This window comes from Nostoc sp. (assembly GCF_036919555.1).
Classification (GTDB): Bacteria; Cyanobacteriota; Cyanobacteriia; order Cyanobacteriales; family Nostocaceae; genus Nostoc.
The window spans coordinates 57,367-69,879 of the sequence record NZ_JBALCS010000012.1 but is presented as its reverse complement, the minus strand read 5'-3'; the positions used below and the strand labels follow the sequence as shown (position 1 = coordinate 69,879).

13 protein-coding genes, 1 tRNA gene and 2 pseudogenes are annotated in these 12,513 nt (G+C 41.8%); 4 read left to right on the top strand and 12 right to left on the bottom strand.

The features are described 5' to 3' along the window. Window position 1 precedes the first annotated feature (1 nt). The 7 genes and pseudogenes from V7K36_RS04580 to hisF all read right to left on the bottom strand — a co-directional run bounded on the left by V7K36_RS04580 (window position 2) and on the right by hisF (window position 2,702). Complete coding sequence (locus V7K36_RS04580) at window positions 2-157, bottom strand: hypothetical protein (protein ID WP_335113595.1); 156 nt, start codon at window positions 155-157, stop codon at window positions 2-4. Between the two features lie 27 nt (window positions 158-184). Continuing rightward, window positions 185-931, bottom strand: coding sequence for a GDSL-type esterase/lipase family protein (locus V7K36_RS04575; RefSeq protein WP_335113593.1), 747 nt, complete (start codon window positions 929-931; stop codon window positions 185-187). 113 nt (window positions 932-1,044) lie between these two features. Further along, complete coding sequence (locus V7K36_RS04570; protein ID WP_335113591.1) at window positions 1,045-1,185, bottom strand: hypothetical protein; 141 nt, start codon at window positions 1,183-1,185, stop codon at window positions 1,045-1,047. Continuing rightward, a pseudogene (locus V7K36_RS04565) lies at window positions 1,175-1,342 on the bottom strand (Uma2 family endonuclease); the annotation flags it as partial. The gene V7K36_RS04570 and the pseudogene V7K36_RS04565, both read right to left, overlap by 11 nt. Window positions 1,343-1,466: 124 nt before the next feature. Further along, window positions 1,467-1,539 (bottom strand) — tRNA-Ala (locus V7K36_RS04560). Window positions 1,540-1,637: 98 nt separating this feature from the next. Continuing rightward, window positions 1,638-1,829 carry a hypothetical protein gene (locus V7K36_RS04555; RefSeq protein ID WP_196518307.1) on the bottom strand — a complete coding sequence of 64 codons (192 nt, stop codon included), beginning with the start codon at window positions 1,827-1,829 and terminating at the stop codon, window positions 1,638-1,640. A gap of 99 nt (window positions 1,830-1,928) precedes the next feature. Further along, a complete protein-coding gene (gene hisF, locus V7K36_RS04550) occupies window positions 1,929-2,702 on the bottom strand; it encodes an imidazole glycerol phosphate synthase subunit HisF (RefSeq protein WP_335113589.1) in 774 nt (257 codons plus the stop codon). A gap of 214 nt (window positions 2,703-2,916) precedes the next feature. On the opposite strand from hisF, the gene ruvB reads away from it, so the two are divergent. The 4 genes from ruvB (at window position 2,917) to V7K36_RS04530 (ending at window position 7,202) form a co-directional block, all read left to right on the top strand. Next, a complete protein-coding gene (gene ruvB, locus V7K36_RS04545; RefSeq protein WP_335113587.1) occupies window positions 2,917-4,017 on the top strand; it encodes a Holliday junction branch migration DNA helicase RuvB in 1,101 nt (366 codons plus the stop codon). A gap of 131 nt (window positions 4,018-4,148) precedes the next feature. Further along, complete coding sequence (locus tag V7K36_RS04540) at window positions 4,149-4,952, top strand: tetratricopeptide repeat protein (RefSeq protein ID WP_334944728.1); 804 nt, start codon at window positions 4,149-4,151, stop codon at window positions 4,950-4,952. Window positions 4,953-5,040: 88 nt separating this feature from the next. Continuing rightward, entirely contained in the window at window positions 5,041-6,312 is a 1,272-nt protein-coding gene (locus tag V7K36_RS04535; RefSeq protein WP_335113585.1) for a glycosyltransferase, read from the top strand. 137 nt (window positions 6,313-6,449) lie between these two features. Beyond that, the gene (locus V7K36_RS04530) at window positions 6,450-7,202 is read left to right on the top strand and encodes an FkbM family methyltransferase (protein WP_335113583.1); all 753 of its coding nucleotides are present in this window, start codon (window positions 6,450-6,452) and stop codon (window positions 7,200-7,202) included. A gap of 733 nt (window positions 7,203-7,935) precedes the next feature. On the opposite strand, the gene V7K36_RS04525 is transcribed toward V7K36_RS04530, so the two are convergent. From V7K36_RS04525 to V7K36_RS04505, 5 genes and pseudogenes are all read right to left on the bottom strand, one after another. Beyond that, on the bottom strand, window positions 7,936-9,042 hold the full coding sequence (locus V7K36_RS04525) for a methyltransferase domain-containing protein (protein WP_335113581.1): 1,107 nt from the start codon (window positions 9,040-9,042) through the stop codon (window positions 7,936-7,938). A 202-nt stretch (window positions 9,043-9,244) separates the two neighbouring features. Continuing rightward, window positions 9,245-9,496, bottom strand: a pseudogene (locus V7K36_RS04520) (IS982 family transposase); the annotation flags it as partial. Between the two features lie 177 nt (window positions 9,497-9,673). Further along, window positions 9,674-11,068: a cytochrome P450 gene (locus V7K36_RS04515; protein WP_335113577.1), complete on the bottom strand. Its 1,395-nt coding sequence runs from the start codon at window positions 11,066-11,068 to the stop codon at window positions 9,674-9,676. Window positions 11,069-11,153: 85 nt separating this feature from the next. Further along, on the bottom strand, window positions 11,154-11,957 hold the full coding sequence (locus tag V7K36_RS04510; protein WP_335113575.1) for a TIGR01548 family HAD-type hydrolase: 804 nt from the start codon (window positions 11,955-11,957) through the stop codon (window positions 11,154-11,156). Between the two features lie 44 nt (window positions 11,958-12,001). Then, window positions 12,002-12,472, bottom strand: coding sequence for a DUF29 domain-containing protein (locus tag V7K36_RS04505; protein ID WP_335113573.1), 471 nt, complete (start codon window positions 12,470-12,472; stop codon window positions 12,002-12,004). Window positions 12,473-12,513 lie beyond the last annotated feature (41 nt).

Here is a 12,513-nt window from a genome sequence, read left to right as displayed (position 1 = left end):
ATTAGGTATTGTAGTAGCGTTCGTTAGAAGGAAGTTCGTAACGCACCATTCGCACCATTATCGAGGGTTTGGTGCCGTACTCTCCTCTAACACAATGCCAGTTGCTACAACGGAGCGAACCTCTGCAACGCACTGGCTCCCCTACGTATCTTTTCATAAATCAAACCGGATTCCTAATATATTATTAGAATGGTTTAAGGTGATAATCAAATTGAGAATGGTAAGCTGCATTCGTAAAGCCCACTGAATGTATCGCATCCCAATTGGTTGCATCCTCTAACAAAGCTTGATAACCTAGTGTATTGGGATGAAGTCCATCTTTACTCAAGCGTTTGAGCCGCCAACTTTCACCGCGTTCCATCCATTGTTCAAAAATATCCAAATAAGGAATCTGCCGTTTATTACAAGCAATTCGAGTTGCTTCTTTGTAGCGGTACTGATCGGTATGATTATAGTAAAAACAATCTAAAAATGGCATTTTGGCTTCATCTACTGGCACCATGCCCACGAATAACACAGGACAAAGTTGCTGTGCTAAATCTAGCAGAGAAGCAATTTCCTTTTCAAACACGGTAAAATCTGTGTAACTTCGGCCATCAGGACGCGCCAACCGCGCTGAGTCATTCACGCCTACTGATAGAATAATCAAGTCGGGAACACGATTTCGCAGTTCACCCCGATGGCGAAATTCAACTTCTAGCCTTTGTGCTACTTGTTGCGTGCGATCGCCTCTTACCCCTAAATTATAAAGAACATGACCGGCACTATCCGGTAACATCCACCATCGCCGTAGTTGCTCAATCCAGCCTCCTTTTTCCGGATCACCGAATCCATAAATTAAGCTGTCCCCCAGTGCGACAATCTTCATAGGCTGAAAGTGATTTGGTGGTACAGACACCTGCATTGAGGAAGAAACTAGAAATGTGTGCATTTAACAACTATATTTTATATTTTGACAAGATTCTATACATTTCTATACCATAGATGGCTATCTTTAGTGTCCAAGCATCTATGGGGTTTCTACTTGTTGATATGGTTGCAAGGTTAATATTGCCGCAGTTGAGCTTCTGAGGGTGAATGTTGAGCTAATGACTCGGTAAATGCCGCCGTCACCCCAATGGACAGCAGCTGATTTCCGTTTTTGCGTCTTGAGGAGATTAGCGGGGAAGTAATTTTATCTGCCAAAGATTTCGTTGACGCTAATATTTACGTCGGGGAAGGCTTGAATTGATAAAGTTTGACCGCTAGCGAACTTTTGCATCAGCTGATATCCTGCGGCTGTTGGTTGTTGATAAACTTCGACAATTTGCTCGTTAATATCTACTAACCAAACTTCAATTATCAGCAGCATTTACACAAAATGATTCCACCCGAACAACGGATGGAACATCGCACAAATGTGATAAAACTCTCTCAAAAATTTTCCTAACCCTCTCCATTAACGGAGAGGGTTAGGGTTTTAAGAATGGAGCTAAGCGGATTCGAACCGCTGACCCCCTCAATGCCATTGAGGTGCGCTACCAACTGCGCTATAACCCCTTAAAATCCATTATACATAATGGCTTCATTATTAGTGTTTTGTCAAGCTTTTTATGGAAACTAAATTTGAAATTATCTCCTCTAGCACTCAGCACTTTCTACGACACTTTCAACAAATAGGTCATACAGTGTCCCATCAAAAAGTAAACTACCAACATGGCGGCAGCAGCCAGAGCAACCAATGTACCAGCCAACATTAGAGAAAATTCTTTACTCTCGTAGGCTCTTTCCATTAAGTGCAGCGACCACGCCACCAGGGCGACATCAAAAAGTAAAATAGGAAGCAACATATTTTTTAATATTTGTTAATACTTGTAAAATAATCTTAACACCCTTTTAAGGAAGTGTGTCTAACCTAAGATGGATGCCATTGATTAATAAATAAGCATTTAGCAGAGCAAGCGTACTGGTACGTTGCGATCGCGCAAATAATTTTTGATTTCTGCTACGCTTAATTGACCGTAATGTAATAGGGATGCGAGTAATGCGGCTTCAGCTTTGCCTTCAGTTAGGGCTGTGTAGATATGTTCACAATTACCTGCACCACCAGAAGCAATGACTGGAATTTCTACAGCATCGGCAATTGCCCGTGTTATCTCAATATCATACCCGGTTTGGGTTCCATCAGCATCCATACTTGTCACTAGCAGTTCACCGGCCCCCCGTTTTTCAACTTCTTGTGCCCAAAGTAGGGCATCTAAGCCTGTATTTTCCCTGCCACCCCGCACATACACATCCCAACCTGGATTCTCCGGGTTATTTCTGCGTCTGGCATCAATTGCAACAACTATGCACTGATTACCAAAGCGATCGCTAGCCCGATTAATCAAGTCTGGTTCCCGCACCGCCGCCGAATTAATACTAACCTTATCTGCGCCGGCTCGTAACAAAGCTTTAATATTTTCTAAGGATTGAATGCCACCACCCACAGTCAATGGAATAAAGACCTGTTCAGCAGTTCGGTAGACGACATCTAAAATAGTAGCTCGGTCTTCATGAGTAGCTGTAATATCCAGAAATACTAACTCATCAGCACCGGCTTCATTGTAAACCTTGGCCAGTTCTACCGGATCGCCTGCATCTTGGAGATTGACAAAGTTAACTCCTTTTACAACCCGTCCCGCCTTCACATCTAAGCACGGTAAGATTCTTTTAGATAACATAATAACTTTTGCACTTCTGGGTAATTGACCGGAATTTAAATTTTAAATTGAGGCGGGTATTCTCAAACAAAAATTTTCATGGGTATTATTCATGGGGCATGGGGCATTGGGCATGGGGCATTGGTTATTCTTTCTCCTCCTGTCTCCCCCCACTCCTAATTACGAATTACGAATTACGAATTATTCTGTTCCCTTAAAAGTAGCTAGCTGAATTATGGCGATAATCTCCTCGAAAAAACAGCCTCCAGAACCCAACGGAGAACCAAAGCAGCGTCGTGAGTCTGCGAAAGCACCATCCACAGACAATATTTTGAAGCCTGAAGCTGCCATTGATGAACAAGAACAGCAAGAAGAAGGTATCCGTCCGCAGCGATTTGCCGATTACATTGGACAAAAAGATTTAAAGGATGTGCTAGATATTGCCATCAAAGCAGCCAAGTCTCGTGGTGAGGTGCTAGATCACTTGCTGCTGTATGGGCCGCCGGGATTGGGCAAAACCACAATGGCAATGATTTTAGCATCGGAAATGGGAGTAAATTACAAAATTACCAGTGCGCCAGCCTTAGAACGTCCACGGGATATTGTCGGGCTACTGGTGAACATGAAACCAGGGGATATCTTATTTGTGGATGAAATCCATCGTCTCTCGCGGATGACGGAGGAAATTCTCTATCCGGCGATGGAAGATTATCGCTTAGATATTACTATTGGTAAGGGTTCGAGCGCTCGCATCAGAAGTTTGCCACTGTCAAAGTTTACGCTCGTAGGGGCTACAACCCGTGTGGGTGGTTTAACTTCACCACTGCGCGATCGCTTCGGTTTGATTCAAAAACTCCGATTTTACGAAGTTGACGAACTGACTAAAATTGTACTGCGAACCGCTCAATTACTCAAAACCCCCGTTACAGAAGATGGTGCCACAGAAATTGCCCGTCGCTCACGCGGAACGCCGCGTATTGCTAATAGGCTACTTAAACGAGTCCGTGATTATGCGGAGGTAAAATTATCTGGTGAGATTAATGAAAGCGTTGCATCCGAGGCATTACAACTATTCCAAGTAGATCCTTGCGGTTTAGATTGGACAGACCGCCAGATGCTGAGTGTGATAATTGAACAATTTAATGGTGGTCCAGTGGGGTTGGAAACAATGGCAGCAACGACGGGTGAAGATACCCAGACCATTGAAGAGGTGTACGAACCTTACCTCATGCAGATTGGGTATTTAACTAGAACTCATCGCGGGAGGATGGCGACTAAGGCAGCATACAAGCATTTGGGATTCACGCCGCCAAATGAACAATTGTCATTATTGTAATTATGGGCATTGGGCAATTCAATTTTGGATTTTGGATTTTGGATTAAATTTCAATCTAAAATCCAAAATCTCAAATCTAAAATTCTTGCTCCCCCACTTCCCATTTTCAAGATAGACACAGGTAAATCTAGATGATTAAGTTGATTGGTATTTTTCTCAGTTTGTTACTTGTGTTTGGCTGGAGTACGCCAGTCATGGCACAATCTCAACCGCCCATTACTCAAGAACAGTTAAAACAAGGTGATGAGTGGGCAAATCAAGCGTTTACAGCGACAAATCAAGGTGACTTTGCTACGGCTGAAACTTACTGGACAAAGATTATTGAGCAATTTCCTACTAATGCGGGGGCGTGGAGTAACCGGGGAAATTCGCGGGTGAGTCAGAATAAATTGCCAGAGGCGCTGACAGATTATAACAAAGCCATAGAACTAGCGCCGAATGTCACTGATCCATATTTAAATCGGGGTGCGGCGTTGGAAGGGTTGGGAAAATGGGACGATGCGATCGCAGATTATAATCATGTCTTAGAACTCGATCCTAAGGATGCGATGGCGTATAATAATCGCGGTAATGCCACAGCCGGTTTAGGAAAATGGTCAGATGCGATCGCAGACTACAAAAAATCTAATGAGATAGCCCCAAATTTTGCCTTCGCCCGTGCTAACTACGCCCTCGCTCTGTATGAAACAGGTCAAAAAGAGCAAGCAATCCGCGAGATGCGAAATATTGTCCGTAAATATCCCAGGTTTGCTGATGTGCGTGCCGCCCTCACAGCTGCCTACTGGGTAAATGGAGAACAAGGGGAAGCCGAAAGTAACTGGGTAGCAGCTTATGGACTAGACAGCCGTTATAAGGACATTAACTGGGTAACAAATATCCGCCGTTGGCCTCCAAGCATGGTAGTGGCTTTAGATAAATTTTTGAAACTCCAATAGGCACTTCAAACTCAGCAAAAATTTCTTTTCTTTGCCTATCTACCTATTTTCTGGTATACATCATTGTAAATAAGCAGAAGCAAGAAATATGACTCATTTTGGACTGATTTGTCCAGCATCAACTGGTCATCTCAACACTATGCTTCCCTTGGGAAAAGAACTGCAAAATCGGGGTCATCAAGTTACCCTGTTCGGCTTTTCCGATGCTCAACCGAAGACACTAGCCGCAGGACTAGAATTTAGGGCAATTGGCGAATCTCAGTTTCCTTCTGGGGTAATGTCAGAATCCTTGGCTAAGTTGGGGAAGTTGAGTGGACTCGCTGCATTCCGATATACCGTCAATCTACTCAAGGAAGGGGCAGATGTTATGCTCAGGGATGCACCACCAGCAATTAAAGAAGCGGGTGTGGATGCACTTTTAGTAGATCAGGTGATGCCAGAGGGCGGAACTGTTGCAGAATTTTTAGGACTTCCCTTTATTACCATTTGCAGTGCTGTAGTACTTAATCGAGAAGAGAGTGTTCCCCCAATTATCACAAACTGGGGCTATAACCGAGCTTGGTGGGCGCAACTGCGTAACAGAGTGGGTTATGGGTTGTTAAATCGCATCGGCAAACCAATTAGAGAGGTAATAGCTGACTATCGCCGAGAGTGGAAGTTACCCCCACACTTCAGTGCCAATGAAGACTATTCCCCACTAGCTCAAATTAGTCAACAGCCTGCCGAATTGGAATTCCCCAGGCAGTATTTGCCCCAATGGTTTCATTTTACAGGCCCTTATCATAGTCCAACTGGTCGGGAAATTCCTGATTTTCCTGATGAAAAATTGACCGGACAACCATTGATTTACGCTTCAATGGGGACTGTTCAAAATCGCTTATTGGGAGTTTTCAAATCTATTGCCGAAGCTTGTAATGATTTGGATGCCCAACTAGTGATTTCATTAGGTGGTTCTGCAACTCCAGAGGCTTTGGGTAGTTTGCCTGGAAATCCCCTAGTTGTTGGTTATGCACCCCAATTGGCATTGCTGCAAAAAGCAACTCTCACCATTACCCACGCGGGGATGAATACTACTTTGGAATCACTGAATAATGGGGTACCAATGGTTGCTATTCCCGTTGCTAACGACCAACCAGGGATAGCAGCGCGTGTAGCTTGGGCTGGTGCTGGTGAGGCTATACCCCTGAGTCGTGTAAATGTTCCTAAACTGCGAACTGCTATCCAAAAGGTGTTGACGGAAGATTCTTATAAACAGAATGCAGTCAGGTTACAAGAGGCGATTCAGAAAGCAGGGGGTGTAAGTCGAGCTATTGATATTGTGGAACAGGTTGTTGCTACAGGGAAGCCTGTTTTAGCTTAGAAAATCCCTAAAACGATTTTTAAGGCTAATTAATTAGCGTATGCAAAATTTTCATTTCAATTGTAAGTATACATTAAACATAAAATGATTCTTTGCATAGAAACACACCATAAAAAAATTAAAGGAGGGATTCATAAATGAACATGGAAAAAATGGTTTTACCAAATAATTTAGAATGCTACTATCTTAGCAAGGAGGAAACAGAATATATATTCTCGGAAGTATTTACTGAACAGCAATATTTTAGACATGGCATCACGCTTCATGAAGGAGACTGCATTTTTGACGTAGGGGCAAATATTGGATTGTTCGCTCTCTTTGTCAGCCAATTGCAGAAGCAGGTAAAAATATTTGCTTTTGAACCAATAAAGCCCATCTTTGAGGTATTGCAAGCTAATACGATTTTGCATTCTCTTTCAAATATAACACTTTTAAATTATGGTTTGAGTTCAGAAAATAACTCTGTAAAATTATTTACTTTTTATCCAAATATGGCCGGAAACTCAACAACGAAACCTTTAGAAAAATTAGAGCAGCGAGAGGTAATGAATGCAGTATTGAATAAAGATATGGTGGATTACTTATTTAAAAGCGAAGAAGTTAGAGGTGAAATCAGAACTTTATCATCTGTGATTAATGAATTAGATATTAAGTCTATAGATTTGTTAAAAATAGATGTAGAAGGTGAGGAATATGAAGTATTGAATGGTATAAACCCGAATGAGTGGAGTAAAATTAAACAAATCGTGGCTGAAGTGCATGATATCGAAGGTAGAATAGATAAAATCCAAGTACTTCTTAAAAGTAATGGATTTAATATTAAAGTTGAAAAAAATAGTTTAATACCTTCTACACTCAAGAATTTCAACTTATATGCTATACGTGGTTGAGGAATAAATTATAGCGAAAACAGAGGGGTAAAAAATCAAGAGCATAGTACGTTTTATTAGTGCCAGAAATTATCCTTCTTTAGCGAAAGTAATTGAAGAAGCTTTTAATAAAGTGTCTTTAAAAGATATCCAAAGCTGGTTTACTCATTGTTGCTACTGTAGCTTAGTAGACTAGGAAACGCTATAATCACTTCCCTTTTGACCAGAAATAAAAAGGTACAAGCCCCTAAATTTATTTATGGAAAAAGAAAAAATGTATTTCGAGACGTGCAACGCAAGAAATACGGCGTCCTTGTTACAAGCCCCTAAATTTATTTATGGGGTTGTTACTTTTGACTTTTGACCCTTCGACTGCGCTCAGGGTCAAGGCTGAGCGAAGCCGAAGCCTTGACTTTTGACTTCCCCGTTCGCGTAGCGTCTCCAAGAGTTGGAGCTGACTAGTCGTTCCAATTTCCAGCAGGGATTTTTTTGGCATCCTTGTAAAGGGCTGATTTAAATTCGTACCCAAGTAGCTGTTTAAGCTTTGGACAATTATGCAAGTTAAAAGTGGAACAGCTTATCAATCCTTGAGCGCTTTTCACCCGTAAATTCAGCTATTTACGTATATAAAGTAAAAATTACACTACGTACAAGCGCTCTTAGGCTTAATAAAGTATTGAGTTATGCGCCGCCTATTTGTTAAGAGTTGCTTGGATTCTGGTATTAGTGGTCATCTCAGAAAAAATTTTAGGGATTACTTCATTGCAACTATACAAGTTGTCACCGGATAATCTGGATGAAAATTATCAAGTTCGTCAGGCGATAACTCTTTTGCTGAAATTCCCATAAAACTGGCTATAACTGTTATAGGATTCCCGTAAACATATAACTTTTGGTGGCAGAAATTTTGAAATAACTGTTGCATACCATCTGGAAGTGGTCGCCAATAATCCCCTGGAAAGTCATGTAATCTTTGCACGCTAGGTACCATACAAAAACACTTGCCTCCCACTTTCAGCCAAATGTAAATATTTTCAACAACCACCCAAGGATTATGACAATGTTCTAAAACATTAAAGATTACTACTGTATCTAGAGAGTCTGGTTTAAACATCGCTCGATCGTGTACATCTCCAACCTGCGTAACGCCAGGATTTGCTGCTATATCGAGGGTATGATATTCAGTTGCCTTAGAAAACTGATAAAATTCTCGATTTTGTAAGACTCCGCCTACTTCCAATACAGTTCCTGCAACTTGGGGTCGAATCTCACTAATAAATTTATCCAAATAATATCGATCAATAGGAATACCCCTGGTAAACCCGAACAAATTACATAAGGGAAATCTTCGTCTTAAATCCCCCCAATCTATAGTATTTATCGCTGGCGAGAGCAAACCTAGTGTCTCTAGATATTCTGATGATTGTCTAAAAGTTTCAAAACTGTTAATTTCAGGTTCATGTGCAGAAAAATTTTCCGAGTTAAATAGGCAAGTAATTACCTGAAAATTTTCTTGACTAATAGCCGTTAAATCGATAGTATACTCTGGATTAAGCAGACTCATTAATCCTTTTTTAAGAACTTTCAATGATTTATTGGCTAACATAACCACTAAATCATCACAATCACTGCGAGCTTTTGTACACTGCCTCAGTTGTTTCTCTGAAATGTTTGTAGAATTGGTTTCCTGGAATTTCTGGTAAGCTTCCTCCAATGATTGTTCATGGATAAAAATTTCTAGGATAGTCAACCAATATTTGTTGTCTATAGTCAGTGTTTTATTCTGTTTAAAGTCAACTAATGCCAAGACTTGAGAATCCTTGAATGTCAAAAATGCACTAGCAACATAAGATTTTTTCATCGTGAGTTATCCCGCAATTTGTAGTCTATGGTATTGTAATTTAACATACTAACCCAAGTTGCGGGTTATCAATCCTTGGGCGCTTTTCACCCGTAAATTCAGGCACTTACATACAACAAAGTAGCGGTTGCGCTACGTGCAACCGCTTTTAGGCTTAATAAAGTATTGAGTTACTTAAATGATTTTAAGTTTTATAAATTATTCATTCAATAAAAGCTTGTCTGATGGTGAAAGCAAAAATAAATGCTTCTAGCTTCAGTAAAAACCCTTGATAAGTGACTGCATGTATTGATTTTGGGAAAACACAAGTAATACTGCTAAAAACGGTTTCAATATAATGTCGCGTACATTGCTTGATGTATTTTTCCCATAGGGGATCTTGGCGTTTGGAATTCTTTTTACGCATGACTTTGAGAGATATTTGACTCGATTCTTCCAAATCATCGATAGCATAGATCGTAATTATTTCATTTAGCATAAACCCCTCCTGTTTTGACTCTGGAGGGGATTTTATTGCTTTTTTGACCCTGTTGCAATCGCCTATCTGCATAACTAGCAACTTGGGTTACTAGATTTGCAACGTCTTTCTTTCATGGTAAATGCCTCCCTGGCGATCGCATTCAAAAACGATTCACAATAAACTAGAGCTAATCTCCCGAACTGCCTGATTTTGTTCACGCCTCCCTCTCACCACCATCTGCACAGCATCTGCGGGGCTAAGTAGGAAACCCTTACGCACTGGCTGCACTGGTTTGCCATCAGCCAGTTCCATTTGCCAGCGAGACAGCACTGTTGCCAAAACCACCTTCATCTCAAACAGCGCAAACGCCATCCCAATACAGCGACGGTTCCCGCCACCAAAGGGCAAATACTCAGAAGGGGAAAACTGCCGTTCTAGAAAACGCTCTGGTTTAAATTGCTTCGACTGGGGATATAAATCTTCCCGATGATGGGTTAGATAAATGCAAGGAATCACCAGAGTTCCAGGATTTAACTGATACCCCATGATTTCTAGCGGGGATTTTACCAAGCGATTTAATGCCAACATTACCACTGGATAGAGGCGCAGAGTTTCCGAACAAACAGCACTCAAATAGGGCGCTCGCAAAATAGCATTTGGATCAGGGTTTTCACCCAGGCTATCTAGTTCTTGCAGTAGTTTTTCACGCACCTGTGGCAAATGGTGAATCCAGTAGAAAGCCCATGCTAAGGAATTCGCCGTAGTTTCGTGACCCGCCGCCAAGAGGGTAATTAACTCATCGCGTAACTCTACATCAGTCATCGACTGCCCCTCTTCATCACGAGCTGCCATCATCAAAGATAGGATATCAGTCCGAGATGGGTCAGGTTGCTCTTTGCGATCGCTAATCTCAGCATAGATAAGTTCGTCAATTTGCTGTCGTAAATTCAGGAATACTCCCCAAGGACTCCAAGAACCTAAATCTCGTTGCAGTGATGGGAAAACAAGCATTATTGCTGTAACGAAAGGTGGCTTTGGATTCAGGATTTTCAGCAGCACTTCCTTGAGTTTTTCATAACGTGGCCCATCTGCTAGACCAAATACAGCCTTTAAAATCACCTCTAAGGAGATTGCTTGCATAGATGGCAACACTGAAAAAGATTCCCCAACTTGCCATTGACTAATCACTTGCTCTGTGATGTCACGGCTTAACTGACCATAAGCCAGCATTCTTTCTCCATGTAAAGGGGGTGTCAACAACTTTCGTTGGCGCTGGTGAGGCTTACCTTCTAGAGCTAGTAGTGATTGCCGTCCTAATAAAGGCGATTTAATCCCTGCTGGCTCACCAGAGTCTAACTGTTTTGGATCGGTGGTAAAAATCTGCTGAATTGCTTGGGGATTACTAAAGAATACTTGAGGAGTAAAAACTGGGCCAATCCGAAGAGTGAAGACATCACCATAGCGTTTAGCACAGGCTTCCATGTATTCTAAGGGATTAGTAAGCCACTGATACGTTTGTACCCAAGGGTGAGTTTGAGGTCCGTTAGGCTGTTTTAGTGCAGACATTTTTTTAATCTCCCAATTATTCGAGCAAGATTATTATCAGCTAGTCATTCATTCACGCGTAGCTTGATTGATCTTAGAACACAGATCAGGCAGATGAACTGACCAATTTTTGAATCTGCTTTGGGGTCAATTCCTGGACATTACGCAAAACTACTGATGCTCCTGCTGCTATTAGTGTCTCACCATAAGCATTACTACGGGCTGCTGTTTCCTGCACATGGGGCGGTAAAACTCCTACACCAAGCCAAGCGTGATCAGAATCTAGACCCCGCGCTTTCTCGACGGTATACATATCTGCTACTGTATCTCCCACATACACGATCGCTAATTTTTGCTCAATTCCCTTTTCTAACTGATGAACTGTGGCAAAAAGTCCAGTGGGGTCAGGTTTACCTGGTGCATCTTCCATCGCAATCAACACTGGAGATTGCAAGCCCAGGCGTTTTTCCAATATATAGTTAGCGGAAGCACGAGTTGCACCGCTAAAAAATCCCCAAGCAATCCCCGCTTGGGTAAGTTGCTCTAAATAGCTAGGTTGTAATAATAAAGGTTCATTACAGATATACCCAGTAAAATTATTTGGGTCTGGGCCTCGGTAGCGGGATTGAAAAAAAGCCACGATCGCACTGTAATCTAGTTGCAGTTGCTCACGGCTCTGTCCTTGGGTTTCAAAGTAGCGGTAAATTAATTCCCGTGATGCTTCCCAATCATTATTCCACACACCTTCAGACTTGAGTTGGTCAATATCTAGTGGTGTTGGACGATATGCTTGGGTAGTAAAATATTCTACGGTATCTGCGATCGCGCGGCGATAGGAACCGCTAACATCGCGCACAACGCCATCAATATCGAAAACAACAATCGCTTTTGCAGAAGTTTGTTGAGTCATGGAGTAGCAAGCAAAAGAGTTTTAAATCATCATAAAACGTGAGATCATGACTCAGGTAAAAAATCAGAGTCGAGGACTTGCTCTAGTGTAAAGGGAGATTGTTCAGGGAAGATAGCGATCGCTAATCCAGTTTCAATCACAGCCAGTCGTCTAGCGGTTTGATAGCTTTCGTCGAAAACCTGATCAAAGTGAGGCTTCAAACTCGGACTTTCCTTGAGTGCCTTTTGAATTCGCCTACGGTGTTCAAAAATAGTGTACTGCCAACTTTTTGAGCGTTTATCAGTTTGAATTTGGTATTTGAGCAGATGCATCAGCAACACTTCCAGATTGCTCTCCAATGCCCGCCTTTCACTTCTCCCCATCGTTTCAATTTCTTCAATCAGATTATCTAAGTCCAGTTGTGTGAAATTCTTTTGCTTGAGCAATTCTGCCGTGGTTTGAATCCACAGGTAAAAATCTTGCTCATACAAATCTGAACTAGATGTTGCTTGAGATTGGGGCAGTTGAGCAGTCATAAGCCTCTGTAGTTAGCGCCGACTACACCTTATGCTAGTAC

Bases quoted from the DNA above. Each gene is read 5' to 3' on its own strand.
- V7K36_RS04580 (WP_335113595.1), bottom strand. From the start codon at position 157: ATGAAAAGATACGTAGGGGAGCCAGTGCGTTGCAGAGGTTCGCTCCGT.
- V7K36_RS04575 (WP_335113593.1), bottom strand. From the start codon at position 931: ATGCACACATTTCTAGTTTCTTCCTCAATGCAGGTGTCTGTACCACCA.
- V7K36_RS04555 (WP_196518307.1), bottom strand. From the start codon at position 1,829: ATGTTGCTTCCTATTTTACTTTTTGATGTCGCCCTGGTGGCGTGGTCG.
- hisF (WP_335113589.1), bottom strand. From the start codon at position 2,702: ATGTTATCTAAAAGAATCTTACCGTGCTTAGATGTGAAGGCGGGACGG.
- ruvB (WP_335113587.1), top strand. From the start codon at position 2,917: ATGGCGATAATCTCCTCGAAAAAACAGCCTCCAGAACCCAACGGAGAA.
- V7K36_RS04540 (WP_334944728.1), top strand. From the start codon at position 4,149: ATGATTAAGTTGATTGGTATTTTTCTCAGTTTGTTACTTGTGTTTGGC.
- V7K36_RS04535 (WP_335113585.1), top strand. From the start codon at position 5,041: ATGACTCATTTTGGACTGATTTGTCCAGCATCAACTGGTCATCTCAAC.
- V7K36_RS04530 (WP_335113583.1), top strand. From the start codon at position 6,450: ATGAACATGGAAAAAATGGTTTTACCAAATAATTTAGAATGCTACTAT.
- V7K36_RS04525 (WP_335113581.1), bottom strand. From the start codon at position 9,042: ATGAAAAAATCTTATGTTGCTAGTGCATTTTTGACATTCAAGGATTCT.
- V7K36_RS04515 (WP_335113577.1), bottom strand. From the start codon at position 11,068: ATGTCTGCACTAAAACAGCCTAACGGACCTCAAACTCACCCTTGGGTA.
- V7K36_RS04510 (WP_335113575.1), bottom strand. From the start codon at position 11,957: ATGACTCAACAAACTTCTGCAAAAGCGATTGTTGTTTTCGATATTGAT.
- V7K36_RS04505 (WP_335113573.1), bottom strand. From the start codon at position 12,472: ATGACTGCTCAACTGCCCCAATCTCAAGCAACATCTAGTTCAGATTTG.